The sequence below is a fragment of the Geomonas agri genome, from assembly GCF_020179605.1.
Taxonomy (GTDB): domain Bacteria; phylum Desulfobacterota; class Desulfuromonadia; order Geobacterales; family Geobacteraceae; genus Geomonas; species Geomonas agri.
This window is the reverse complement of sequence record NZ_JAINZO010000001.1, coordinates 2,306,628-2,331,835: the sequence shown is the minus strand read 5'-3', so window position 1 is coordinate 2,331,835 and position 25,208 is coordinate 2,306,628. Positions and strand designations below refer to the sequence as shown.

The window sequence follows — 25,208 nt, the reverse complement described above, 5'->3', positions numbered from 1 at the left end:
AGGAGGAGAGCCATGAAATGCCCGGTATGTAAGAACCATGCGCAGGTCGACACCAACCTACACACGGAAGGTTTCAACGAAGGGATCACGGAATGCAGCGTCTGCGGCACGGTCTGGTCCGCCAACCACGGCGTCGTCGAGATCGTCAAGGACCCCCAGGCCGAGTCGTTTCTCCAGGTAGAGAGCGAGTGCGTCGAGGGGGACGACTACAGCCTGAACATGGACGGCAAGCCCTAGGCCCCGCGCCTCTCCCCTGTCCCATCATCCAGAAACTCCCCCTCCGACCGGAGGGGGAGTTTTCTTTTCGCGTCCCCTTTTCTCATCCTTTGCGTAACTCACCTGCTGCAAGCGCCGGTACCGTTGACATCCTCGTTTGATGTATCGTACCCTGAGCGAGTTGTCCGGACTTGGGGGAGAGGTGATGAAAACCTTCAGCATGATAGGTTGTGGCGCCGTCGGTAAGACCGCGGGGCGCCTGCTGCAGCAGTCGGGAGTGGCGGCCGTTCAAGACATCCTGACCCGCTCAGCGGCGAGCGCGCAGGCCGCGGCCGATTTCATCGGCGCAGGGCGTCCCGTGGCCGATTTCGACCAGCTCGTGCGCGCCGACTTGTACCTGGTGGCCAGTCCCGACGACGCCATTGCCGCTTGTGCCCAAGGGCTGTGCCGCGCCGGGCTTTTGGACTCGGACACCACGGTGTGCCATCTGAGTGGTTCGCTGGCAAGCGACATCCTGCAGCCGGCTCGAGCCATGGGGGCACAGGTGGCCAGTGTTCACCCGGTGAAAAGCTTCGCCGACCCTGCCGTCTGTGTCGATGATTTCGCCGGGACCTGGTGCGGCATCGAGGGAGACCCGCAGACGTGCCAGTTCCTGGCAGAGCTCTTCGGCGCCATCGGCGGGAGGATCTTCCCCATCGATCCCCGCTTCAAGACCGTCTACCATGCCGGCTCCGTGCTGGTCTGCAACTACCTCACCGCCCTCATGGAGGCGGGGCTCAGGGCCTTCCAAAAAGGGGGGGTACCCCGCGAGACCGCGCTGCTGGTAATGGAGCCCCTGGTGCGTGGCACGGTGGACAACGTTTTTCGCGTCGGCACCGCACGCGCCCTGACCGGTCCCATCGCCCGCGGCGACGCCGGTGTGGTGGCCCGGCAACTGGACGCGCTGGACAATTTCGATGACGAACTCGCGCTCATCTACCGCGCCCTGGGCCGCGTGGCCTTGGACCTGTCGCGCGAGCGGGGCCAGGCATCGGTATCCGGGCTGGCGGCGATCGAGAATCTGCTGGCAACCCCAAAGGCAGGAGCATCGTAACATGTCTCACCTGTTGGACCATGAGCCGAGGACAACACAGGACCTGCTCAACGCCGTGGTGAACGGCACCCCGGACCTGATCTACGCCAAGGACCTGGAGGGGCGTTACCTGCTCATCAACAGCCAGGCCGCCACGTGGTACGGCAGACCGGTGCAAGAGATCCTGGGGCTGGACGACAGCGACCTCTTCCCCGACGAGATAGCGCAGGTGCTGCGCGAAAACGACCACCTGGTTATGGCGTCGTCCACCAGTACCACGCTCCAGGAGCAGGTGGTCGACCGCTCGGGCCGTTCGTGCGTTTTTCTCTCCACCAAGGGGCCGCTCTTCGACCGCCACGGCAGTGTAAGCGGCATCTACAGCATTTCGCGGGACATCACCGAGCAGGTGCAGGCGCAGGAACTTTTGCTGACCAACCAGGAGCAGTTGAGCTCCCTCGCCATCGAGCTGTCGCTGGCGGAAGAGAAGGAGCGCCGCCGCATCGCGGCCGAGTTGCACGACGAGATCGGGCAGAACCTGGCCCTGGCCAAGCGGAAGCTCAGCGATTGCCGGCAGGATTTCAAACTCCCCGCAGCGGCGGGCCGGACGGTACGGGAGTTGGAGCAGTTGCTGGAACGGACCATCCAGGAGGTGCGCAGCCTGACCTTCCAGATCAGCCCCCCGTTGCTCTACGAGGTCGGGCTGGAGGCCGCGCTGGACTGGCTGGCGGAGCAGTTCCAGGCCAAGCACAAGTTGCAGGTAACCGTCCGGAGCGACCTGACTTGTCAGCTCAACGAGGAGTTGGGGGGGACCCTGTACCACGTGGCGCGCGAGCTTTTGGTGAACGTGGTCAAGCACGCTGAGGCGGGCAAGGTTTCCATTACCAACAGGCAAGGCGCCGATTACCTGGAGTTGACGGTCGCCGATGACGGCAAGGGGTTTCCGACCCAGGCGGAGGGGGACCGGGCCATGTCCGGCTTCGGCCTGTTCAACATCCGGCAAAGGGTGCAGCATCTCGGCGGTCAACTGGAATTCAGTTCCGGCGCCGGCGGAACCGAGGTAACGGTCCGCGTCCCCTTTGCCTGCGCCGATCCGATCTACACAGGGAGTTCGCGATGACACGCGTGATGATAGTCGACGACCACAGCATAGTCCGGGAGGGGATACGCATCCTCCTGGAGAAGTTCCCCGACCTCATGGTGGTCGCCGACGCCGACAACGGCAGGACAGCGCTCGAGGTGGCCGCGCAGGCATCGCCCGGCGTGGTGGTGATGGACACCAGCATGCCGGGCATGAACGGCATCGAGGCGACCCAGCGGCTCAGCGTGGAGTGCCCGTCGGCGCGCGTGCTGATCCTTTCCATGCACAAGGACAAGCGTTTCGTCGCCCAGGCATTCCGGGCCGGTGCTCGTGGTTACCTGCTCAAGGACTGCACTTCCGCGGAGCTGGTGCATGCGGTACGGTCCGTGGCGGCGGGGGAGATCTACGTCTGCTCGGGCATCATCGGCGTGGTCATCGACGACTACATCAAGCGGATTCCCGACACCCTGCAACAGGGTGAGGCGGCGCTGACCCCGCGGGAAAGGGAGGTGCTCCAGTTGATCGCCGAGGGGAACAACGCCAAGAACATCGCCTTCCTGCTCAAGATTAACGTCAAGACCGTGGACACCCACCGCCAGCAGATCATGAAGAAACTGAAGCTGCACTCCGTGGCCGAGCTGACCAAGTTCGCAATCCGGGAAGGGTTCACCAGCTTGGACAACTGACTACCTCAGGAAAATTTCCGCCGCATCTCATATAAACCCTGATATCGAGACCCGTGTCTATTTGTTAGAGTTGCCTCTCATTTGCGATCTTGAACTTCCTCGCGAAGCAGCAACTACCGGGACACGATGCGGACTACCAAAATCCTCCTTGCCGACGACCATACGTTGATCCGCGAATGCCTGATCGCGATGTTTGAGAAAACACCCGGGCTGGAAGTCGTTGCCCAAGCTGCCAGCGGCATGGAGGCGGTGCGACTCGCCTACGAAGTGCAGCCGGACATCGTCCTCATGGACCTGGTCATGCCCGACGGCAACGGCATCGAGGCAAGCCGCTGCATCCTGAACGCGTTTCCCGACATGAAGGTGCTGATGCTCTCCATGTACGGCGATGCGCGTTCCGTACGCCAGGCTCTCGATGCCGGTGTCAAAGGATTCCTGGTCAAAAGCTGCCCCTCCGACGAGATCCTCGAGGCCGTCCGCATCGTTTCCGATAACGGCTTCTACCTCAGTTCCCACCTGCAAGGGGTCCTCGAACACGAGCTGCAGACGGCAGCGGGGAAGGTGCCGCTCACCTCGCGTGAAGAAGAGGTGCTGGTGCTGATGGCCCAGGGGAAGACCTCCCGAGAGATCGCCGCCCAGCTCCAGATCAGCCCGAAGACGGTGGAAACCCACCGCATGCACCTCATGAAAAAGCTGAACCTCACCAACATCGCCAGCCTCACCAAGTTTGCCATCCGGGAGGGGCTGCTTCCCCTCGATTGATCCTGGGGGCGGTTGCCGCTCCCCACTTCCGGTTTCTTCCACGGCGCTGCACGTTTTCTTCGCGCTCTCCCATGCCCCCTCGCTGTCGCTTGCTCCCTCTCGTCGCCTGCGGTTCCCGTCCTCCGTTGTGTCCGCTGCCGTCTAGGCCAAAATGCCGCCTGAAGCAGGCCCATTTCTGATTCACCGTGTGCTCTTCCCGTCGATGAAGCATGAGACAGTCGGCGCGACCGCACGCGCAGCAGGTACCTTGCCGGCTACATCACATCCGCAGGACGGAGCGCATCATGAAATGGTTCACCAATCTCAGAGTCGGTAGCAAGCTTGTCTCGTCGTTTGCAGCGGTTGCATTGATAACCGCGGTGGTCGGCGCCATCGGGATCCGCAACATGGGGACAATCAACCAGATGGCCGATGAGATGTACCAGAACGAACTGCTGGGGGTCTCCTACATCAAGGAGGCCAACATCAACCTGGTCTACATGTCGCGGGCGGAAAAGAACTTCCTCCTCGCCACTTCTCAGCAGGAGCGGGAGAAGTACCTCGAGAACCTCACCAAGTACAAGGCGGGGTACCGGGAATGGCTGGACAAGGCGCGGCCGCTCTTTGTCTCGGAGAAGGGGAAGGAGACCATGAAGAAGCTGGAGGCCGCCAACGAAGAGTGGTTCGCACTGCAGCAGAAGGTCATGGACCTGGGGATTCGGGATAAGCTCAACGACAGCACCCCCTCGGTGATTCTCTCCTTTGGCGAGGCCCGCACGAAACAGAAGGTCGTCGACGATACGCTGAGCGATTTGGCACGTATCAAGGAGGAGCACGCCAAAAACTCCTCCCTTGAGGCCTCGAGGATCTACCCGGCGAGCCTGAAGGTGATGGTAGCGCTGGTGGCGGGAGGCGTCCTGGTCGGGCTGGCCCTGGGCATCGTCATCGCACGGATGATCAGCGTGCCGCTCAGGCGCGGGGTCGAATTCGCCACTGCCGTGGCAGGGGGGGACCTGACCCAGAGCGTCGATATCGACCAGAAGGACGAAGTCGGGCAGCTGGCAGCGGCGCTGAACGCCATGGTGGTACGTCTGAAAGGAATTGTAGCCGAGGTGAAGAGCGCGTCGGACAACGTCACTGCCGGCAGCCAGCAGCTTTCTGCCGGGGCCGAGGAGATGTCGCAGGGGGCGAGCGAGCAGGCGGCATCTGCCGAGGAAGCGTCTTCGTCCATGGAGCAGATGTCCTCCAACATCCGGCAGAATGCGGACAACGCCATGCAGACCGAGAAAATCGCGGTGCAGTCGGCCGACGACGCCCGGGAAGGGGGAGCTGCGGTCCAGGAGACCGTGGCCGCCATGAAGGAGATCGCCGGGAAGATCGGCATCATCGAGGAGATCGCGCGCCAGACCAACCTGTTGGCCCTGAACGCGGCCATCGAGGCGGCCAGGGCAGGGGAGCACGGCAAGGGCTTCGCCGTGGTCGCCTCCGAAGTGAGAAAACTGGCGGAACGCAGCCAACGGGCGGCAGCAGAGATCAGCGAACTGTCGGCCAGCAGCGTGGAAATTGCCGTCAAGGCCGGCGACCTGCTGGCGAGGATGGTTCCGGATATCCAGAAAACCGCGGAGCTGGTACAGGAGATCAGCGCGGCCAGCAGGGAGCAGGACACGGGAGCTGACCAGATCAACCGGGCCATCCAGCAGTTGGACCAGGTGATCCAGAACAATGCCGGTGCATCGGAGGAGATGGCCTCGACCGCCGAGGAACTCTCCAGCCAGGCCGAACAGCTCCAGAGCGCCATCGCCTTCTTCAAAATGGGCGTCGAGGATGTGAAAAAGGGACCGGCCACAGTCAAGGCGGCGGGGCGTTTGCCGCAGGCTGCTACGCAGTGGAAGCGGCTGACCCATTCCAAACCGGTCGCCCCCGGCACTAAAACCGTACAGAAGGTAGTGGGCGGGCATGACTTCGATCTTGGCGACCAGCACGGCAGCGATGCCGACTTCGAGCAGTACTAGTTTTGATTCTATCGGCAGCCTGAGGGCCGCCTGTGATGACCTGCCATTGAAGCGCCGTCTTTCGGGACGGCGCTTTTTTTATTGTTTGGGACCAACTAAAAAGGGCAGCCGCATGATGCGACTGCCCTTTTCCCACTGTCACCGGGAGGCCTGTTAGGCTGCCGCCCCTTCCAGCTCCTGGACTATCTCCAGTTCGCCGCTGGTGAACACCTTGTCGATGTCGAGGATGATGATGAACTGCTCGTTGTGCTTGCCCATCCCCTTGATGAAGTCGGTGTTCAGCTTGGTGCCGATGCGCGGCGGCGGTTCGATCTGGTCCGGCTCCAGGTCCATTACCTCCTGGACCGCGTCGGCCATGGCTCCCATCACTACCTTCTCTCCCTCGAGTTCTACTTCGACGATGATGACGCAGGTGTTGACCGTCTGCTCCGCCATCGCCATGCCGAACTTAAGCCGCAGGTCCACCACCGGGACCACGCTGCCGCGCAGGTTGATGACACCGCGCATGTAGTCGGGGGTTTGCGGCACCTTGGTGATGGAGGTGAAATCCAGCACCTCGCGGACCTTGCCGATGTCCAGGGCGAAAAGTTCGTCCTCCAGCTTGAAGGTCAGATACTGGGTAGTTTCCGTGATTGTCTCGACCGCCATGTTTGCTCTCCTCTCTCAGTGGTGACTGTCGGTGCGTCCTCTATGGGTAACGACCAATCAGGCTAGACTTGGACCAGGGTCCGCTGTGCAGTCGGGACCCATGCAATGTATCGACACTTCACGCGCTTAATTGAGTCAAAAAAAATGTATTGGAAAGTTATAATCACGCCGGCAGGTGGCGTTACCGGCGGCGAGGGACGTTGAGTGTACCCACTCCGCGCCGAAAGCCGTGAAGTGCGACTGGGTGACGAGGCGTTCGAGAACTTTTATGGGCACGAAAGGGGTGCTGTGCGGTAGCCCCATTGTACCGTTGCTGTTCCAAAAGGCCTAGACATTATTGAAGAATGAAGGCATCATGCGCCCTGACTGCTGGGTGTGACTGCGCCGGATGGCCTGCCGCTATAAAGATGCATTAACTAGGAGGACGAGATGGATGACATGATGAGAAGAAAGGATCGTCAGCTCTCGGCAAAGGTTGCCAACGATATCCTGGAAAAAGGCACCATCTGCCAGCTGGCGCTGGCGGTACAGGGGGAGCCGTACCTGGTCACCATGAACTACGGCTACCGCGATTCAACCCTGTTCTTCCACTGCGCCGCGGCGGGGCGCAAGCTGGAGATCATCGGGCAGAACAACCGGGTCTGCTTCACCGTGGTCGAGCACGGAGCGGTGCTGCCGGCGGAGAAGGCCTGCGACTTCACCATGAAGTTCCGCAGCGTGGTTGGGTTCGGCACCGCGCGGGTGATCGACGGTTACCAGGAAAAGTGCGAAGCGCTCGGTATAATCATGGCTCAGTACGCCCCGGGCAGTTTCAAGTTCCCTGAGGCGACCCTGGCCGCGACGACGGTGTTTGCCGTCGACATCTCCTCCATGGCAGCCAAAAGCAACCTATGATCGCCAACAACGGTTGACCGCCACAACAGCCTCTGGCCCCACAAGCAATCATTGACCGCCACGAGCGACCACTGACGCTCGGCAAGCGAGGTTCGCATGAACATCCTGGCCATAGATCCCGGTTCCACGTCGACCAAGGTAGGGGTGCGGCGCGCGGGGAAGCTCGTCAAGGCGACCATCGAGCACCCGCGCCGGGAGATCGAGACCTTCCACGCTGTCATGGAACAGCTGGACTACCGGATGGAGCACCTGGTCCGCTACCTGCGTGAGATCGGTGTGGAGCAGGTGCGCTGGGACGCGGTGGTGGGGCGGGGCGGACTGGTGCGACCGGTACCCAGCGGTGTCTACCTGGTGGAAGAGCCCCTGCTGGCGGACCTGATGCGTGGCGTGAACGGGGAGCATGCCGCCAACCTGGGCGGGGTCATGGCCCACGCCGTGGCGTCGCGCCTGGATGTTCCCGCTTACGTGGTGGACCCGCCAGTCATCGACGAGATGTGGCCGGTGGCGCGCGTCTCCGGCATGGCGGGCATCGAGCGGCGCAGCATGTTCCATGCACTGAACCAGAAGGCGGTGGCGCGCGAGGTGGCGCGGGAGCTGGGGCGGCCCTACCAGGAGCTGAACCTGATCGTGGCGCACCTGGGAGGCGGCATCACCGTCGGCGCGCACCGCAAGGGGCAGGTGGTGGACGTGAACAATGGCCTCAACGGGGACGGCCCCTTCTCCCCCGAGCGCACCGGCGGGCTGCCCGTGATCGGGGTGCTGCAGCTCGTGGAACGAGGCGCTTTCACCACCGAGCAGTTGAAGAGCATCGTGGCCCGCAAGGGGGGCGTCTTCTCCTACCTGGGGACGGTGGATCTGCGCGAGGCCGAGGCAAGCGCCAGGCAGGGGGACCACTGGGCGGCCCTGGTGCTGGAGGCGATGGTGTACCAGATCGCCAAGGAAATCGGCGCGCTGGCTGCCGCCCTGTCCGGAGAGGTGGATGGCATCGTCCTGACCGGCGGGCTTGCCTTCAGCGCGACCGTGATGGAGGGGATACGGCAGCGGGTGCAGTTCATCGCGCCGCTTTTCGTTCGCCCCGGCGAATTCGAGATCGAGGCGCTCGTCGACGGCGCGCTCAGGGTACTCGCCGGCACCGAAGAGGCGCGCCGTTACCAGGGAGAAACCGATGAAGATCGGGCCTAATCTGAGGGCGGTGGTAGCGGCCAAGGGCGTGCCGATGGACGAGGTGCGCGAGGCGCTGGGGTGGGACCGGGAGACCCTGGACCGGGTACTGGCCGACCAGCTGTCCCCCGGCATCTCCGAACTGCTGCGGCTTGCCACCTTCCTGGGCGTTGGCATCTCGCGCCTTCTGGGAGGGGACCAGGAGTCACGGCAACGGGCAGTCAAGACCGGTAAGGACGAGCGGGTCGGCGTGGACCGGCGTAACGCCCTGCACTACGAGAGCCTGGCCCAGGCCTTCGCCGGCCGGCACCTGGAGCCCTTCGTGGTGGAGCTGTACCGCGACCCGGCCTGCGAGCCGGACCTGAGCCGCCACCCCGGTGAGGAGTTCCTGTTCGTCCTCTCCGGCGAGCTGCAGGTCACCGTGGACGGCGAACCGTTCCACCTCGAGGCCGGCGATTCCCTCTATTTCGATTCCCTCCTGCCCCACGTGCTCACCGCGCTCAGCGACTCCTGTCGGCTGGTCGCCGTGCTCTACAAGGGCGAGTCCATGCTGCAGCTCACCAAGGGGCACGGCATGAAGAGCCTGATCGAGGCGGCGCGACTGGCCCCGCGCCAGAAGGTGGTCCTGGTCTGCCCGGACGCAGGCTCCCTCAAGGCGGTGAACAAGGGGATCGAGGAAGGAATCCTGGAGTCGGTCTTCCTGGTGGGGGACCCGGAGCGGGTGCGGCACTCCTGCGCCGACCTCATGATCTTCGAGAAGCAGTACCACTTCGTCCCGGTGTCTGACTGTGCCGACCACGAGCGGGAGGCGGCACGCGCCGGCGTGGAGCTGGTGGCGACCCGGCAGGGCGATCTCCTCATGAAGGGGGGGATCAACACCGCCATCCTGATGAAGGCGGTCCTCGCCAAGGAGACCGGCATCGGTACCGGCAGAAGGCTCTCCAACGTGAGCATCTTCGAGCTCCCCGGCGTGGAGCGGCTCATCTTCCTGACCGACCCCGCCATCAACCCCGAACTCTTCGCACACCAGGACGCCGCTTCCGCCATCGACATCATCGACAACGCCATCCAGGTGGCGCGCGCCCTGGGCGTCGAGCGCCCCAAGGTGGCGTTGCTGGAGGCGAACGAAGTCCCCTCCGCCAATATCCCCACCACCATGCTGGAACAGGAACTTTCCCAGCGCCACTGGCCGCAGGCCGATGTCTACGGCCCGCTCTCCTACGACCTAGCCCTCTATCCCGATTCGGTCCGCAAGAAGGGGCTCACCGGCAACCCGGTGGCCGGCCAGGCCGACATCATCGTGGTGCCGCACATCTCCGGGGGAAACTTCCTCTACAAGAGCTGGGTGTTCACCATGGGTGCCGAGGTGGCCAACGTGGTGCTGGGCGCCCGCGCTCCCATCATCCTCACCTCGAGGAGCGACAGCGACCTCACCAAGTTTCTCACCATCTGCGCCAGCTCCCTCTATGGCCATTACCTGCGGCGTGAGGGGTGAAAGGGACGGCCTTCCCTTTGCCGTTTGCTTTCCCGACAGTGGCCGGGTATGCTAATGAACGTTTGATCACTCCGACGTGAGGATAGCATGCCCAGCACCCCGCTCATCATCGGCCACCGCGGCGCCTCCCGTGACGCTCCTGAAAACACCCTCGCCTCGTTCCGGCTAGCCTTCGCGCAAGGGGCGGACGGTATCGAGGCCGACTTCCGGCTCACTCGCGACGGCAGCATCGTCTGCCTGCATGACTCCGGCACCTCCCGCACCACGGGGGGGGAGCTCCAGGTCGCCGAGTCCACCCTGGCCGAGTTGCAGCGCCTGGACGCCGGGAGCTGGAAGGGGGACCCGTGGCAGGGCGAGGCCATCCCGACCCTGGCCCAGGTGCTCCAACTGCTCCCCGCCGGCAAGCGGCTGTTCATCGAACTCAAGTGCGGCGCCGAGATCATCGAGCCCCTGGCCGCCGACCTTTCCCGCAGCGGCGTCGCCGCGGCGCAGATCCGCTTTCTCGCCTTCGACCACCTGCTGGTGGCCGCGCTCAGGGAGCGCCTCCCGGCATACCGCGCCTGCTGGCTGTGCGACTACCGCTGGCGCGGCGGCTGGCACCCTTCCGCCGGTGAGGTCCTGACGCGCCTGGCCGAGATCGGCGCCGACGGGCTGGCCAGCCGTGATCGCGCCATCCTCGATGCCGCCCTGGTCGGTGAGCTGCGGGCACGCGGGCTGGAGATCCACGTCTGGACCGTCGATTCGGCGCGGGGCGCGGCACGGCTTGTCGACCTCGGCGTCGACTCTATCATGACCAACCGCCCGGGATGGCTGCGCCGCGCCCTGGAGCTTCCCCGGGAGAGAGCATGAACCGTAAGGCATACCTCGCCACCGGTCGCATGATCGCGATGCTGCAGGGGTTCTCCAAACTGCGGGTGAACGTCCATTGCAAGGAGCACATCCCGGAAGGATCAGTCATCTTCGTGGTGAACCACTTCACCCGCATCGAGACCGTGCTGCTCCCCTACCACATCTATCGCCTGACCAGGATCCCGGTCTGGTCCCTGGCTGACGCCTCGCTGTTCGCCGGCCCCCTTGGGCGTTTCCTGGACCTGATGGGGGCGGTGTCCACCAGGAACCCGGACCGCGACCGGGTCATCGTGAAGACCCTCTTGACCGGCGAGGCCTCCTGGATCATCTTCCCCGAGGGGCGCATGGTGAAGGACAAGGAGCTGTTCCGCAAGCGACTGTTGCTTCCCTCCAGCGGGGTGCGCCCCCGTTCCGGCGCCGCGACGCTCGCCTTGCGCACCGAGTTTTACCGGCAGAGGATGCTGAGGCTGCAGGGGGTGGCGCCGGAGGAGGTGGCTCGGCTGCAGGGGCTGTTCCAGATCCCCGACCTTGGGCCTCTCAAGAAGGGGAAGTGCCACATTGTCCCGGTGAACATCACCTATTACCCGCTGCGCGCCCGGGAAAACGCGATCAGCAGGCTCACTGAGCTCTTCCTGCGCGAGGCGCCCCAGCACCTGAAGGAGGAGGTCCTCACCGAGGGGAGCATGCTGCTCTCCGGCGTGGACATCGACATCCGCTTCGGTAGCCCCATCGATCCCTCCACCTACCTGAGGAGCCGCGAGGTCGAGGCCGACATCGTCTCCACGGCGAGCTACGGCTTCGATGACCGGCTCCCGTCCATCAACGAGATGAAGCACGAGGCGAACCGCCTCATGCAGCGCTACATGAGCAGCATCTACGACCTCACCACGGTCAACCACGACCATCTCTTCGCCTCCCTCCTGCGCGCCTATCCCTACAAGGCTATCGACGAGGACGATTTCCGGCGCAGGGTGTTCCTGCTGACCAAGGTCTGCCTGCACGATACCGCCTGCAAGCTGCACCAGAGCCTCAGCACTGACCAGGTCCCGCTTCTGACCGACGACCGCTATCACAAGTACCGGGAGTTCCGCGAACTGGCGCTGGAGAAAGGGGTGGTGGTGTGCAGGGACGGCATGCTGGTGAAGGACCGGGCCAAGTTCTCGGCCCCCTTCGAGATGCAGCGCGCCCGGATCGACAACCCCATCGGCGTCATCGCCAACGAGGTGCTCCCGCTCACCCAGTTGCAGCGCGATGTGCACCTGACCGCCTGGCTGCCGGTCTGGCTGGTGCGCAGGAAGGTGGCGCAGCTCCTTGAGCGCCAGGCCCTTGAGGAGTTCGACGCCGACTACCGCGAGTACTTCCGGGAGGGGGAAAGCAAGGAGAGCGAGGTGGGGATGCCCGTGCTGCTCAAGGGTGAATCGCGCCGCCTGGGCGTGGTGCTGGTGCACGGGCTCCTCTCGGTGCCAGCGCAGATGCTGGAGCTCGCGCACTATCTGCAGCGGAAGGGGCTCTGGGTCTACTTGGTGCGCCTGAAAGGGCACGGCACTTCCCCCGAGGACCTTGCCCTTCGCAGCGGCAGCGACTGGGTGCAATCGGTGGACCTGGGCTTTGCCCTGATGAAGGCGCTGTGCGACCGGGTGGTGGTGGGAGGCTTTTCCTTCGGCGGCGGCGTGGCGCTCGACTGCGCCAGCCGGGTGGGGGACGCGGCGGGGGTGTTCGCCGTCTGCCCGCCGCAGCGGCTTCTGGACATCTCCTCCCGCTTTGCACCGGCGGTCACGGTCTGGAACCGGGTCATGGACGTTTTCAGCTACCAGTGGGCCAAGAAGGAGTTCGTGGACAGCGTGCCGGAGCGCCCGGAATTGAACTACAGCAAGATTCCGGTGCGCGCGCTGCGCGCCATGGAGCGCTTCATGAGCGAACTGGAGCCCAAGCTGACCGGGATCCGGACGCCGGTCCTGGTGCTGCAGGCCGAGGGGGACCCGGTGGTCGACCCGCGCGGCTCGCAGCGGCTCTTCGAGATGCTGGGGAGCGAGCAGAAGAGCTACCAGAGGTTTCCGCTCCAGCGCCACGGCATCCTGGCCGGCCCGGGGTCCGAGGACGTCCACGCCGCGGTGGGGGGCTTCCTGGAAACCCTGTCCGAAAGCGGCGCGGCGGCAGAGGCCCCAGTGCAGGGATAGCGGGCTTTCCAGATTTGTCGGGATCTGTTACAAAGGTGGTATGGACAACGACATCTCACAAGGGATATTGCAGAAACGACACTGGGTTTTCGACCTGGACGGCACGCTGACCATCGCCATCCACGACTTCGCCCACATCAGGAATGTGCTGGGGGTCCCGCAGGGGAGCGACATTCTTGGGCACCTGGAAGGTCTCCCCGAGGCTGAGGGGCTGCGGGCGCGGGCGCTGTTGCAGTCGATCGAGCAGGAACTGGCGCAGCGGACCGAACCGGCCGAAGGGGCACTGGAGCTGCTGCAGTTCCTGCACGGCCGCGGCACCCGCATCGGCGTGCTCACCCGCAATACCAGGGAGAACGCGCTGACCACCCTGGCGCATATCGGGCTCATGAACTACATCGGGGAGGCTGACGTGCTGGGGCGGGACGAAGCCCGGGCCAAGCCTGACCCGGACGGTATCCACAAACTGGCGTGCCGCTGGGGAGTTCCCGCAGCGGCACTGGTGATGGTAGGTGATTACGCCTTCGATCTGCAGACCGGTCGCGCGGCCGGCGCCGGCACCGTTCATGTCGACCCTGCCCGCGCCTTCCGCTGGCCCGAGCTGACCGACATCGCGGTGGGGAGCCTGGCCGAGCTGGCGCAGGCGCTTCAGGCCAACGTCTCCAGCTCGTGGTCGGCTATCTGCACGATCTCGTCGTAGATGGCCAGCATGACGTGCATGTCGCACCACTTTTTCGTCATGTTGTGAATCAGGTAGCCGCCGTTCACCAGGGTCCCGGAGAGGAGCGCGATGCCGAGCATCCGCTGGTCGTCCACCGAGAGCAGGAAGCAGGCGTAGACCGCGATGTTCACCATGGAGAAGAGCCAGGCTACTTCCGGCCCCTTGAAGGGGTTGAGCATCACCTTGGTGAGGTCCATGTAGTAGCGGGTGAGCCCCCGCACCCTGCGCATGCAGTCGATGATCCCTTCACTTTGTTCCTTGAGGTACAGGCTGGCCAGAAAATGGGTAATGGCCATTTCTTTCCCTCTCACCATCCGTTCCTTCACGTACATGTCGATAGCTTCATCCACTGTCTCTTTACTCATGGCAGCCACCTTTGGACGCCTGGTAGTGATGTTCCTGCGTCCGATTGGATCTCTATGTGAGGGGCGTTGATTCGCCCTTCGGATCTAGTAGTGAAAATGGGCTCTGGCACCGGCGGATCGGGCCTCTTGCATAAGGCAAACTATGGTGCAAAACGACTCCGGTGTCAACCGCTCTCACTGGATGCATCTGTCGCATTTATCGGCACAAATTTGCTTTAGTTGACAACTTTTCGCTCGTGCCGTACTCTCGGAGCCTGTCCGCAAACGAGATGGGGCGCAACTGCCTGAAACTTCGAAATGGAGGGGTATGGGGAACAAGAATCAGCAGGGGAAGAGCGGGGCCGAACAGGGGCTGATCGTTTCCCACTTCGGGGTGGCCGTCGAGGTGCTTTTCGGGACGGGCGAACGACGCATGGTGAAGGTGAAGCGCAACTCCGGCCACGTCGTCGGGGACCAGGTGACGGTAAGCGGTGAGGTCCTGCACCGGCTGCCCAGGAGGACCGAGTTGAGTCGGCGCGACGCCAGGGGAGGCGTCCACCTTCTCGCCGCCAACCTCGACGTGCTCGGCGTGGTGCTCGCTCCCGGCACACCCTCGGGATTCCTGGACCGCGCCATCGTCGCCGCCCGTGCCGCAGGGCTTTCCCCCTTCGTGGTCTTCAACAAGTGCGACCTCCCGGAATCCACCGAATTGAGTGACGCCACCGGCCGCGTCTATGGCGGCATCGTTCCACTTTTCACCTTGAGTGCCGTCACCGGCGCCGGCATCGAGCCGCTGCGGGAGTTCCTGCGCCAGGGGCACCGGGGTGCCTTCGTCGGCACCACCGGGGTGGGCAAGAGTTCGCTGATGAACGCGCTCTGCCCGGAGCTGAACCTGAAGGTGGGAGCGCTTTCCGACTACAACTGGACTGGTCGGCACACCACTACCGTCTCTTCCCTGCACGCCCTTCCCGGCGGCGGCGAACTGGTCGACACCCCTGGCTTCCGCGATTTCGGGCTGGTGGACATACCCGTCCCCGAGCTCGCCGCCTGGTTCCCCGGCTTCGAGGCGCTGCAGGACCATCGCTGTCGCTTCAACGACTGCCGACATCGCCAGGAGCCGGGATGTGCGGTGCGCGACGAGGTCGCTTCGGGCGGGATCAGCGAGGAGCGGTACCAGACCTACCTGGTACTCCTGGACGAGGTAGAAGCCCTGGAAGAGGCGGCGCAGCGGCGCAACTGGAAAAAATAATCAGAAGAGGAGATACATGGCCGTACCCTGGAAAGTAGTGCAAAGCGTGACCACCGGCGACGGGGTCCTGGAACTAAGACAACGAGGCGAGCGGGACTTCCTGATCACCGTGAACGGGCTGGTCCTTATGAACAGCTCGCTGCATCGCTCCGAGGTCGCCCTTGGCGAAGTGGCCTGCGGTCACCTGAAGGATGCGGCGGCGCCGCGGGTGCTGGTGGGGGGGCTGGGGATGGCGATCACCCTGCGGGCGGTGCTGGACCAGTTGCCGGAGAAGGCGAGCGTGCTGGTCGCGGAACTGAACCCGGTGGTGCTGCAGTGGTGCCGCGGACCGCTGGCGCCGTTGACCAACGGGGCGGCCGACGATCCGAGGGTTGAGGTGGAAATCGCCAACGTCGCGGACGTGATCAGGCGCAGCGCCATGAACAACAACCGCTTCGACGCCATCGTGCTCGACCTTTACACCGGGCCGCACGCGAAGACCGACAAAATCATGGACCCGCTCTACGGCGAGATCGCCATCGAGTTGAGCAAGGGGGCCCTGAAGCCCGGCGGCGTCTTCGCCGTCTGGGGCGAGAACTACGACCAGGGCTTCGAAAAGCGCCTGCGCCAGGCCGGCTTCTCGGTCACCTGCGACCGTCCCGGCCGGGGGGGGCTGCGCCACGTAGTCTTCCTGGCTCGCCTGGCGTCCCGCCCGGAGCCCGGGGCCGGGCAGCGCCAGAAGCGCTCACCCCGCCGCTAGTCACGGTCGGCACAAGCCGCCACCTTGGTACACAATAAAAGACGGGGGCGAATTTTCGCCCCCGTCTTCACGTATCGCCTCGACTCAGGCTGCGGCACCGAAGTCGGCACCCGCATACTGCACCGCCGTAGGGTCGTTCGCCCTAGGCGGTGACACCGCGTGCACGCCGCCGCAGGAGGGGCAACCCTGCACGAAGGTCTGCAGTACGAAATCCCTGCCGCACTCCTGGCAGCTCACCTCCAGCGCTGTCGGCAGCGGCGAACACGCCACCTGCCCACCGTGCGCCGCCAGCACAAACTCAACCAGTTCCCTGCCGGTAGCGTAGGGGCCACCAGCCCTGGAGCTACCCGAACCGCAATCGCACATCTTTCCTCCCTCGTTACTTTTGGATCACCAGCGTGCCGCAAGCTAGCACGACACCCTTTCCCCCTTCCTTGACCTCGGTCAAAAAAACGCGCTTACCACAAGAGTTCCGACCCCGGCAGGTACTAAATTCGCCGGTGGCCGTATTGCAAAGACGTTCCATTCCAGTATATTGTGTTGGTATTTTTTAATGTTAATCCGAGCAAGGAGATAACCCCGATGGAAGAAGAGAAAAGCGCACCTGAAATTGCGGACATCGGAGTCGTCAACAGCCACGATCACCTCTGCCTGCTGTACCAGGACGAAACAGAGCTGCTGAACCTGGTGCTCCCCTTTATCCAGAAGGGAATCGCGATAGGGGAGCGCTGTGTCTACCTCCATGCCGCACAGGACAGACTGGAGCGGCTGCTGCAAAGCGTGGTCGAGGTGCAAAAACAGGACACCGGCGCCTTGGTCCTGCTACCGATCAAGCAGGCCTGGCTGACCGGAGGGACCTTTAAGCAGGACAGGGTCATGGAGCTGTTGCACAACATCTGCTCAGGTGCCGCCAGCGAGGGTTTCAGCGGAACGCGGATCATCTGCGACATGGGGTGGGCACTTAAAGATCCCAAGTCGCTGGAGCTGCTGCACCGCTTCGAACGTGACCTGACCACCTTTGCCGAGGAGCAGGACACTGCCCTGCTTTGCCTGTACAATCGGCGCCTGTTCAGTCCGGAACTGCTTCTGGACCTGGCTCGCATCCACCCGGGGGTGGTCAGCGGCGGCAGAGTGTGCCAGAACCCGCTCTTCATTTCGCCGGGGTTGCCCCACCGTAAGAAGGCGGCGGTATGCGAGCTCGACGTCTTCCTCGCCGCCGCCCAGCGCATGACCATGGTGGAGGCGGAAAGTGGACGGGTCAAGCAGGAACTGGAGCAGGCCTACGCGGCCCTCGCTCGCAAGATCTACGAAAACTGGCAGGAAGAGGATACCCTGCGCGCCAACGAGCAGCAGATCCACGAGAAGGACGAGGCGCTCCTGGCCAACCGCAGGCGCCTGCAGACCATCCTGCAGCACCTGCCAGTCATCATGATGGCCTTTGATAATGGCGATCGTCTGGCCGCCTGTAACCACGAATTCGAGCGCATCTCTGGCTTCAAGAGCGAGGACGTGATGGGCAAGCCAATGCTGGAGCTGCTCCAGGTCGACGGAGCACTGCGCGAGGACGTGGTATCGGCGCACCCGCCGCAAGGGGGGGATTACCGGGGGCGGGAATGGAACCTGCGCTGCAAGGACGGCTCCCCCAAGCTCATCTCCTGGTCCAACATCTCGCGCTACGTCCCCATCACCGGCTGGGTGAACTGGATTGTCGGGCTGGACATGACCTCGCGGGTGCAGGCCGAGAGCGGGCTCAGGGTCCTCAAGGTGGAGCTGGAGACGCGCAGCGCGGAACTGGTGGCAATTGGACAGGCGGTGTCCCAGGACCTGGGAACGCGCCTGGAGCGGATTACCAGCGATTGTGGCAGACTGCAAAAGCTCAATAAAGGTCAGCTCGACCCTCCCGGCCGGGAGCTCCTGGAACGCATCAGCACCGTCGCGTGCGAGCTTTCCGGATCCATCGCCGCACTGGAGCGCATGACGGCGGTGACGGCGGGGGAACTGCAGCCGGTGGAGGTGGACCTGAGCGCCATGGCTTCGGAGATTGCTGCTCAGCTCAGCGACCAGACCCAGCACCCGGTCGACTTCCGGATCGAGGACGGGGTCACCGTTACCGGAGACAAGGAGATGCTGCGGTTGGCGATGGAGCATCTGCTGGAAAACGCATGGCACTGCACCATCGGTGTGAAACACCCCGTGATCAGGTTCGGCACCGCGCAGGTCGAGGGAGAGCGCAGTTACTATGTGAGTGACAACGGCCCCCGGTTGAGCACCAGCCTGCGTGAAGTGGCCGGGCGCAGCGCTAGCGAGCGGGGGAGTCACGGTATCGGCTTGGCCACGGTACAGCGCATCATGCAACCTGCATCGGGGCCGCATTTGGAGCGCGGAGCAGGCCGGGAAGGGGGCGACCCTCTACTTCCAGGTCTAGCGACGCCATACGTGCAGAGAGGCTGGTCATGAAAAGCAAGGACGCGACGCTGCCGGTAGTGGTGGTGGACGACGATCAGGACATGCTGCAGATCTACCGGGCACTTTTGCAGGGACACGGTGTCGGGCCGGTGCTGACCTTCGATGACGGCGATGGGCTGCTTCCCTACCTGCGCCGCAACGAAGCGGCCCTGGTGGTCCTGGACCTGGCGCTGCCCAACGTGACCGGCCGCGACCTGTTGCCGCGCCTGGTGGAAGAGTTCCCGCACCTGCCGGTACTGATCATCACCGGCATGGCGGAAGTGGGGCAGGCGGTATCCTGCATGCGCGCCGGTGCCTGCGACTACCTCTTGAAACCGATCGACAACGCGCTCTTCCTCGCGGCAATTGACCGTGCCCTCGGTCCCCCGGCGGAGGAGCACCGGCTGCGCTGGCGGCGCATGCCGTTCCCCGACATCGTCACCGAGGACCCGCAGATGCTGAGGCTCATGAAAAGGGCTCAGGCAGTCTCCCACAGCGGCCAGCCAGTGCTGATCACCGGGGAGACCGGCGTCGGCAAAGAACTGTTCGCCGAGGCAGTACACCGCTGTTCGGGGAAGAAAGGAGAGCTAGTGACGGTGAACGTGGCGGGACTCGACGACGCCGTCTTCTCCGACACCCTCTTCGGCCACCGCAAGGGGGCCTTCACCAGCGCGCAGGAAAACCGCGAGGGGCTGATTAGGAAGGCCGCGGGGGGGACCCTGTTCCTGGACGAGATCGGCGACCTGCGCGAGGAGGCCCAGGTGAAGCTGCTGCGGCTGATCCAGGAACACGAGTACCTGCCGCTGGGGTCAGATGTGGCGGCGAAAACGGACGCCGGTATCGTGGTGGCCACCAACCGGGACCTGAAACTGCTCCTGGAACAGGGAAAGTTGCGCGAAGACCTCTATTACCGGCTCAGTTGCCACCGGCTCCACATCCCGCCGCTCAGGGAGAGGCCGGGGGACATTCCCCTGCTGTTGGAGCATTTCGTGACCCTGGCTTCCCGGCAAATGGGCAAAAAACGCCCCTGGTACCCCTTGGAGCTGCCGCGGTTGTTGCAGCAATACCACTTCCCGGGCAACGTGCGCGAGCTGCAGGCCATGGTCTATGACGCGGTCGCCCTGCACGAGAAGGGTCCGCTTACCGTGGCGGCTTTCCGTTCCAACATGAGCGTCCCCTTCGGCAAAGGGCTCACCGTGGAGGGGCACGAGGTCGTCACCGTCATCTTCAACGGTTTTCCTAGCATAAAGGAAGCGCAATCGCACCTGATCAGCGAGGCGCTGCGGATGTCCAACGGTAACCAGGGCGAGGCCGCGAGTCTGCTAGGAATCTCCAGGCAAGCCCTCAACAACCGGCTCAGGAGGAAATCGGCCTGACCCGTCTGCAACAAACGTTGCACCTGCCACAAACGTTGCCTGCCTGACACCCGCCCACAGCAAGGCCCCGGCGCCATCCGCCATGAAAGAGGTAAACCTTTATTGCCGCCCCCGGTGTGCCGCTGCGAGGCTGATCCGAATAAGTGGCTGAAAGAGCAGGGAGTAGCCAGGCGGAGGAGGTGGGCATGGTTGCTGCTGAAGTAACAGGAGGGAGCCTGCGGCAGTGGCGAGGAATGGGATTTTGAGTTTGTAGGGACGTCGTCCCGGGAGACCGGCAGCGGCCGGTTCCAGGTGCACGGGCAGGCGTCCCCGGGCGAGCCCCCTTGGGGGGTGCAGGTCAACAGGGGGTGCCCCATGACCGATGCGTACAAGGCAAAGAGAAACAACGGGGAGGGCCGGTATTTGACCATAGATAAGGAAATAGCGTCCAGCATGCTGAACGCCTCTTACGCGGTAGATCTCAAATCGGCAGTCCACACCTCCCTGGAGACGATACGCAACATGCTCCAGGAGCGGCCCAACAATGAGGAGATCAGCCTGCTGACCCAGCAGGTGGAACGCCTGCTCACCGAGCAGACCGAACGGCTGGAATCGATCAACCGGGATCTGGAGGCTTTCAACTACTCGGTGGCCCACGACCTGTGTGCTCCCTTAAGGAGGATCTGCGGCTTCACCCGTGCCCTGCAGGAGCAGTACGCCGGCATGCTCGACCTGGAGGGGATGGACTACCTGGAGCGCATCTTCAAGTCGAGCCAGCACATGAACGACCTGATCGAGGCGCTGCTGCAACTTTCGCAGCTCTCCTACCTGAGTCTGAAACGGGAGGTGGTCGATCTCTCCGAGATCGTCAGCGACACCGCGGCCGACCTGGCGCAGGGGACCCCGGAGCGCAAGGTGGAGTTCCTGATCCAGCCCAGGATCCGCACCTTCGGCGACCAGAACCTGCTCGAGATCGCCATGAAGAACCTACTGAGAAACGCTTGGAAATTCACTCAGATGCGCGATGTAGCCCGTATCGAGTTCGGAGCCCAGGAGAGTGCCTCGGACAAGACCTGTTTCGTGAAGGACAACGGCATTGGCTTTGACATGGCCAACGCGGAAAGGATGTTCCATGCCTTCCAGCGCCTGCACAGCTCCAGCGAGTTCCCCGGCAACGGCATCGGCCTCACCACCGTGCAGCGTATTATAAACCGCCACGGCGGGCGCATCTGGGCCGAAGGGGAGGTGGACAGGGGGGCGACCTTCTTCTTCACGCTGCAGTCGTGCATCACATGAAAAGCCCCTTTTGCTGCGCGGTCCGATCTGCTATCATCCCTCCACATTAAAATCGGAGGCGGGCATGCACGAGATGAGCATAACCCAGAGCGTGGTGGAGATATGCGAGGGACACGCCGCAGGGCGCAAAGTTATAGAGGTGGTTCTCGAGATAGGGGAGCTGTCCGGGGTGGTGCCCGAGAGCGTGGAATTCTGCTTCGAGGCCTGCACCAAGGGCACCCTGCTGGAGGGAGCCAAGCTCACCATCGAGGAGGTGCCGGGCCGGGGGACCTGTCCCGCCTGCCACGGCGAATTTCCCCTGCAAAGCCTCTTCTCCCCCTGTCCCGGGTGCGGCGCCTTCGGCCTCGCCATCGTATCGGGTGAGGAGTTGAGGGTGAAGGAACTGGAGCTGGCCTGACGGGGACTGGCTCCTCAGGTGCCCGTACCCTTTTCTCCTTTTGTCCCGCCCTTGGGACAAAATGATACAAAACCGGGACAGAAGTACCCAACAAAATGAAGCAACCAAAGGCGCCGTGCGGAGAGCTTCCGCAGGCGCCATTTTTTTTGTCCAATGATTACAATGTATTACAATTTCAAATTTTGTTTACCGGGTTGGCACGGGTGTTGCCGTATACGGGCGGTTTGATTTATCTCGAGGAGGCTTGTTATGAAAGAAGAGATGTTTTGCGAAGGGGTCACCCGCAGGAGTTTCATGAAGGCCTGTGTCACCGCCACCGCGATGATGGGGCTTCCCTTCGCCATGCATACGCAGGTGGCCGAGGCCGTTGAGAAAAACGGTAACCCTGCGGTGATCTGGCTCCATTTCCAGGAGTGCACCGGCTGCTCGGAGTCGCTGCTGCGTTCGTCCCACCCGACCATCTCCACGTTGATCCTGGACATGATCTCGCTGGACTACCACGAGACGCTCATGGTTGGCGCCGGTCACCAGGCCGAGCAGGCGCTCCATGACTCCATGAAGGCCAACCACGGCAAGTACATCCTGGTCGTGGAAGGCGCCATCCCGACCAAGCAGAACGGCATCTTCTGCAAGGTCTCCGGCAAGACCGCCCTCGAATCGCTGCAGCATGCGGCCGAAGGGGCCGCGGCCATCATCGCCATCGGCACCTGCGCTTCCTACGGCGGCATCCAGTCCGTTTCCCCGAACCCGACCGGCGCGGTCGGCGTGAAGGACATCATCAAGGACAAGCCGATCATCAACATCCCCGGCTGCCCCCCCAACCCCTACAACTTCCTGTCCACCGTGCTGTACTACCTGACCTTCAAGAAGCTGCCCGAGCTCGATCAGCTGGGCCGCCCGAAGTTCGCCTACGGCAGGAGGATTCACGAGCACTGCGAGCGTCGCCCGCACTTCGACGCCGGCCGCTTCGCCAAGGCGTACGGCGACCCGACCCACGCCCAGGGCTACTGCCTCTACAAGCTGGGCTGCAAAGGTCCCGCCACCTACGCCAACTGCTCCGTACAGCGCTTCAACGACGTGGGCGCCTGGCCGGTGTCCATCGGTCACCCCTGCATCGGCTGCACCGAGCCGGACATCCTTTTCAAGACCGCTATCGCCGAGAAGGTGCAGATCCACGAGCCGACGCCGTTCGACAGCTACGCCCCGGTGGACCTGAAGGAAAAAGGAAAGGGTCCGGACCCGCTGACCACCGGCTTCGTCGGTCTCGCGGCAGGTGCGGCACTTGGCGCCGGCGCGATGCTCGCCAAGAAGCTTCCGGGCGGTGAGGCGCAGGAGGATGCCCATGAAAAAGACAAGTAGACGCGATTTCCTGAAGCTGGCCGGCGCAACCGGCGCGGGCCTTCTGGCCTGCGGCACGGGTAACGCTCTGGCCAACGAGGGACTCCAGGTCAACAACGACGAACTCGGCATGCTCTACGACGCCACCAAGTGCGTCGGCTGCAAGGCGTGCATGTCGGCCTGCAAGAGGGTCAATTCCGACTACGGCTCACTCTCCTACGAAAAGGCGAAGTTCGACGAGGACGGCCTGTGGGATGCCCCGAGCGACCTCTCCGGCTCGACCCGTACCCTTATCAAGCTCTTCAAGGAGAGCGAGAAGCGCTGGAGCTACGTGAAGTACTCCTGCATGCACTGCCAAAAACCCTCCTGCGTTTCGGTCTGCCCGGTTTCGGCCATGACCAAGGAGAAGGTCTCCGGCATCGTCGACTACAACAAGAACACCTGCATCGGCTGCCGCTACTGCCAGATCGCCTGCCCGTACAACATTCCGAAATTCCAGTGGGAGAAGGCGGTGCCGCAGATCGTCAAGTGCGACCTGTGCAAGGCGACCAACCTGCGCGAGAAGGGGATCACGGCCTGCGCCGAGACTTGCCCGGCGGGCGCCATCAAGTTCGGCAAGAGGAAGGACCTGCTGGAGGAAGCGCATCAGAGGCTCAAGGACGCGCCCGACAAGTACGTCGCCCACGTCTACGGCGAGCACGAAGGGGGGGGCACCAACCACCTCTACCTGGCCTCCATGCCGTTCAACAAGCTCGGTCTCCCCGAGATCAAGCCGGAAGCCCCGGCCGAGTTCTCCGAGAAGATCCAGCACACCATCTACAAGGGTTTCATCGCCCCAGTGGCCCTGTACAGCACCCTCTGCTTCATCGCGGTGAAGAACATGAAGAAACACCAGGGGCACGACGACGATCACAAGAAGGGGGGTAAGTAATGGGACACAGTGAAGAATACCAAAAGCTGGAAGGTAAGATCTTTACCAAATCCTTCTTCATCCTCCTCTCCATCGTGCTGCTCGGCTTCTACTTCGTGGGCGTGCGCTACGTGAAAGGCATCGGCGCCGTCTCCAACATGAGCGACGGCTACCCCTGGGGCATCTGGATCACCTACGACGTCGCTACCGGCACGGCCATCGCCTGCGGCGGCTACGCGGTCGCCATCCTGGTCTACATCAGGAACAGGATGCAGTACCACCCGATGATCCGCTCGGCGATCCTCACCTCCATGTTCGGCTACGGCCTGGCCGGCTTCTCGGTCATGGTCGACCTGGGCCGTCCGTGGAACGCCTACAATTTCTTCATCCCGAGCAAGTGGCAGGCGAACTCCGCCATGTTCGAGGTCGCGCTCTGCGTCATGGCCTACTCCACGGTCCTCATCCTCGAGTTCCTCCCGGCGATCCTGACCTCGATCGAGAAGAGCAAGTGGGACCGCATGAACGCGATCCGCAACTGGCTGCACCCGAAGATCGCGCCGGACAAGAAGACCATGGAGGACAAGCTGGAGATGGTGCGTCTGGGCGCTGCCTGGCTCAACCCGCGTCTGAACAAGGTCCTCATCTTCTTCATCGTCCTGGGCATCACGCTGCCGACCATGCACCAGTCTTCGCTGGGGAGCCTGCTCCTCATCGCCTCGACCAAACTGCATCCGCTCTGGCACACCGGCTTCCTGCCGCTGCTGTTCCTCTTGAACTGCGTCTTCATCGGCTACTCCATCGCCATCCTGGAGTCGATCATCTCGAGCTACTCCTTCAAGCGTCCCTATGAGATCGAGGAACTCTCCGGCTTGGCCGGGCTGATCCCGTTCGTGACCGTGATCTGGCTGACCGTCGTCATCGGCGATCTTTCCTACCGCGGCCAGATCCACGCGGCGCTCAAGGGTGACTTCTACTCCGGTTGGTTCATGACTGAGTTCCTGCTGGTCGCCTGCGGCTCGCTGATCCTCTTCGTCAAGAAGTGCAGAAGGTCGGCACGCTGGCTCTTCATCTCGGCCTCCATGATCGTCCTAGGCGGCGCCCTGTACCGCTTCAACGTGTACCTGATCGGTTTCAACCCGGGCCAGGGGTGGAAGTACTTCCCCTCCTTCGCCGAGGTGATGATCACGGTCGGCATCGTGGCCCTTGAGATCCTGGGCTACAAGGTCTTCGTGGCCCTGTTCCCGGTTCTGCCCAACATGGACCTGCACGGCGCCCACAAGAAGAAGGGACACGCGAAGAAGCACAAAGGGGGCGCAGCCGAGAAGCTGCCGCAGACCGAGGCGCACGCGCACTAACATTAATTAAGCAATTAGCCTTTTGGAGGAATA

At 63.3% G+C, this 25,208-nt stretch carries 24 protein-coding genes; 21 read left to right on the top strand and 3 right to left on the bottom strand.

Going from position 1 to position 25,208, the window contains the following annotated elements:
- Positions 1-12 precede the first annotated feature (12 nt).
- From K7R21_RS10160 to K7R21_RS10135, 6 genes are all read left to right on the top strand, one after another.
- Positions 13-237 carry a hypothetical protein gene (locus K7R21_RS10160; protein WP_224983138.1) on the top strand — a complete coding sequence of 75 codons (225 nt, stop codon included), beginning with the start codon at positions 13-15 and terminating at the stop codon, positions 235-237.
- Positions 238-421: 184 nt separating this feature from the next.
- A complete protein-coding gene (locus K7R21_RS10155) occupies positions 422-1,309 on the top strand; it encodes a Rossmann-like and DUF2520 domain-containing protein (protein WP_224983137.1) in 888 nt (295 codons plus the stop codon).
- A 1-nt stretch (position 1,310) separates the two neighbouring features.
- Positions 1,311-2,405, top strand: coding sequence for a PAS domain-containing sensor histidine kinase (locus K7R21_RS10150; protein ID WP_224983136.1), 1,095 nt, complete (start codon positions 1,311-1,313; stop codon positions 2,403-2,405).
- On the top strand, positions 2,402-3,052 hold the full coding sequence (locus K7R21_RS10145) for a response regulator (protein ID WP_224983135.1): 651 nt from the start codon (positions 2,402-2,404) through the stop codon (positions 3,050-3,052). The genes K7R21_RS10150 and K7R21_RS10145 overlap by 4 nt, the downstream gene beginning before the upstream one ends.
- Positions 3,053-3,178: 126 nt before the next feature.
- Positions 3,179-3,814, top strand: a complete 636-nt coding sequence (locus K7R21_RS10140) for a response regulator (protein ID WP_224983134.1) — start codon at positions 3,179-3,181, stop codon at positions 3,812-3,814.
- Between the two features lie 284 nt (positions 3,815-4,098).
- On the top strand, positions 4,099-5,805 hold the full coding sequence (locus tag K7R21_RS10135; protein ID WP_224983133.1) for a methyl-accepting chemotaxis protein: 1,707 nt from the start codon (positions 4,099-4,101) through the stop codon (positions 5,803-5,805).
- Positions 5,806-5,958: 153 nt separating this feature from the next.
- Here the strand turns inward: K7R21_RS10135 and K7R21_RS10130 are convergent, their stop codons facing one another.
- Complete coding sequence (locus K7R21_RS10130) at positions 5,959-6,453, bottom strand: chemotaxis protein CheW (RefSeq protein ID WP_224983132.1); 495 nt, start codon at positions 6,451-6,453, stop codon at positions 5,959-5,961.
- 429 nt (positions 6,454-6,882) lie between these two features.
- On the opposite strand from K7R21_RS10130, the gene K7R21_RS10125 reads away from it, so the two are divergent.
- The 6 genes from K7R21_RS10125 to K7R21_RS10100 all read left to right on the top strand — a co-directional run bounded on the left by K7R21_RS10125 (position 6,883) and on the right by K7R21_RS10100 (position 13,726).
- Positions 6,883-7,347: a pyridoxamine 5'-phosphate oxidase family protein gene (locus K7R21_RS10125; protein WP_224983131.1), complete on the top strand. Its 465-nt coding sequence runs from the start codon at positions 6,883-6,885 to the stop codon at positions 7,345-7,347.
- A gap of 96 nt (positions 7,348-7,443) precedes the next feature.
- Positions 7,444-8,529, top strand: coding sequence for a butyrate kinase (buk, locus tag K7R21_RS10120; protein WP_224983130.1), 1,086 nt, complete (start codon positions 7,444-7,446; stop codon positions 8,527-8,529).
- Positions 8,513-10,003, top strand: coding sequence for a phosphate acyltransferase (locus tag K7R21_RS10115; protein WP_224983129.1), 1,491 nt, complete (start codon positions 8,513-8,515; stop codon positions 10,001-10,003). Before buk ends, K7R21_RS10115 begins: the two co-directional genes overlap by 17 nt.
- Before the next feature lie 87 nt (positions 10,004-10,090).
- Positions 10,091-10,852 carry a glycerophosphodiester phosphodiesterase gene (locus tag K7R21_RS10110; RefSeq protein ID WP_224983128.1) on the top strand — a complete coding sequence of 254 codons (762 nt, stop codon included), beginning with the start codon at positions 10,091-10,093 and terminating at the stop codon, positions 10,850-10,852.
- Complete coding sequence (locus K7R21_RS10105) at positions 10,849-13,029, top strand: alpha/beta fold hydrolase (protein ID WP_224983127.1); 2,181 nt, start codon at positions 10,849-10,851, stop codon at positions 13,027-13,029. The genes K7R21_RS10110 and K7R21_RS10105 overlap by 4 nt, the downstream gene beginning before the upstream one ends.
- Before the next feature lie 40 nt (positions 13,030-13,069).
- Positions 13,070-13,726, top strand: a complete 657-nt coding sequence (locus K7R21_RS10100) for an HAD family hydrolase (protein WP_224983126.1) — start codon at positions 13,070-13,072, stop codon at positions 13,724-13,726.
- On the opposite strand, the gene K7R21_RS10095 is transcribed toward K7R21_RS10100, so the two are convergent.
- The gene (locus tag K7R21_RS10095) at positions 13,675-14,112 is read right to left on the bottom strand and encodes a GSU0071 family protein (protein ID WP_224983125.1); all 438 of its coding nucleotides are present in this window, start codon (positions 14,110-14,112) and stop codon (positions 13,675-13,677) included. The two genes, K7R21_RS10100 and K7R21_RS10095, sit on opposite strands and share 52 nt — an antisense overlap.
- 307 nt (positions 14,113-14,419) lie before the next feature.
- Between K7R21_RS10095 and rsgA the strand changes: the two genes are divergently transcribed.
- Both rsgA and K7R21_RS10085 read left to right on the top strand, forming a co-directional pair.
- Positions 14,420-15,340, top strand: a complete 921-nt coding sequence (gene rsgA / locus K7R21_RS10090; RefSeq protein ID WP_224983124.1) for a ribosome small subunit-dependent GTPase A — start codon at positions 14,420-14,422, stop codon at positions 15,338-15,340.
- 16 nt (positions 15,341-15,356) lie between these two features.
- Positions 15,357-16,079, top strand: coding sequence for a spermidine synthase (locus K7R21_RS10085; RefSeq protein ID WP_224983123.1), 723 nt, complete (start codon positions 15,357-15,359; stop codon positions 16,077-16,079).
- 84 nt (positions 16,080-16,163) lie between these two features.
- Here K7R21_RS10085 and K7R21_RS10080 read toward each other — a convergent pair whose 3' ends face one another.
- A complete protein-coding gene (locus K7R21_RS10080) occupies positions 16,164-16,445 on the bottom strand; it encodes a hydrogenase maturation nickel metallochaperone HypA (protein ID WP_224983122.1) in 282 nt (93 codons plus the stop codon).
- Positions 16,446-16,661: 216 nt separating this feature from the next.
- On the opposite strand from K7R21_RS10080, the gene K7R21_RS10075 reads away from it, so the two are divergent.
- From K7R21_RS10075 to hybB, 7 genes are all read left to right on the top strand, one after another.
- Positions 16,662-18,536 carry an MEDS domain-containing protein gene (locus tag K7R21_RS10075; RefSeq protein ID WP_224983121.1) on the top strand — a complete coding sequence of 625 codons (1,875 nt, stop codon included), beginning with the start codon at positions 16,662-16,664 and terminating at the stop codon, positions 18,534-18,536.
- Entirely contained in the window at positions 18,533-19,900 is a 1,368-nt protein-coding gene (locus K7R21_RS10070) for a sigma-54-dependent transcriptional regulator (protein ID WP_224983120.1), read from the top strand. The genes K7R21_RS10075 and K7R21_RS10070 overlap by 4 nt, the downstream gene beginning before the upstream one ends.
- A gap of 354 nt (positions 19,901-20,254) precedes the next feature.
- Positions 20,255-21,175, top strand: coding sequence for a sensor histidine kinase (locus K7R21_RS10065; RefSeq protein ID WP_224983119.1), 921 nt, complete (start codon positions 20,255-20,257; stop codon positions 21,173-21,175).
- A gap of 64 nt (positions 21,176-21,239) precedes the next feature.
- On the top strand, positions 21,240-21,572 hold the full coding sequence (hypA, locus tag K7R21_RS10060; protein WP_224983118.1) for a hydrogenase maturation nickel metallochaperone HypA: 333 nt from the start codon (positions 21,240-21,242) through the stop codon (positions 21,570-21,572).
- A gap of 249 nt (positions 21,573-21,821) precedes the next feature.
- Complete coding sequence (locus K7R21_RS10055) at positions 21,822-22,931, top strand: hydrogenase small subunit (protein ID WP_224983117.1); 1,110 nt, start codon at positions 21,822-21,824, stop codon at positions 22,929-22,931.
- Entirely contained in the window at positions 22,915-23,841 is a 927-nt protein-coding gene (gene hybA, locus K7R21_RS10050; protein WP_224983116.1) for a hydrogenase 2 operon protein HybA, read from the top strand. Before K7R21_RS10055 ends, hybA begins: the two co-directional genes overlap by 17 nt.
- Positions 23,841-25,175, top strand: coding sequence for a Ni/Fe-hydrogenase cytochrome b subunit (gene hybB, locus K7R21_RS10045; RefSeq protein ID WP_224983115.1), 1,335 nt, complete (start codon positions 23,841-23,843; stop codon positions 25,173-25,175). The genes hybA and hybB overlap by 1 nt, the downstream gene beginning before the upstream one ends.
- Positions 25,176-25,208: the final 33 nt, after the last annotated feature.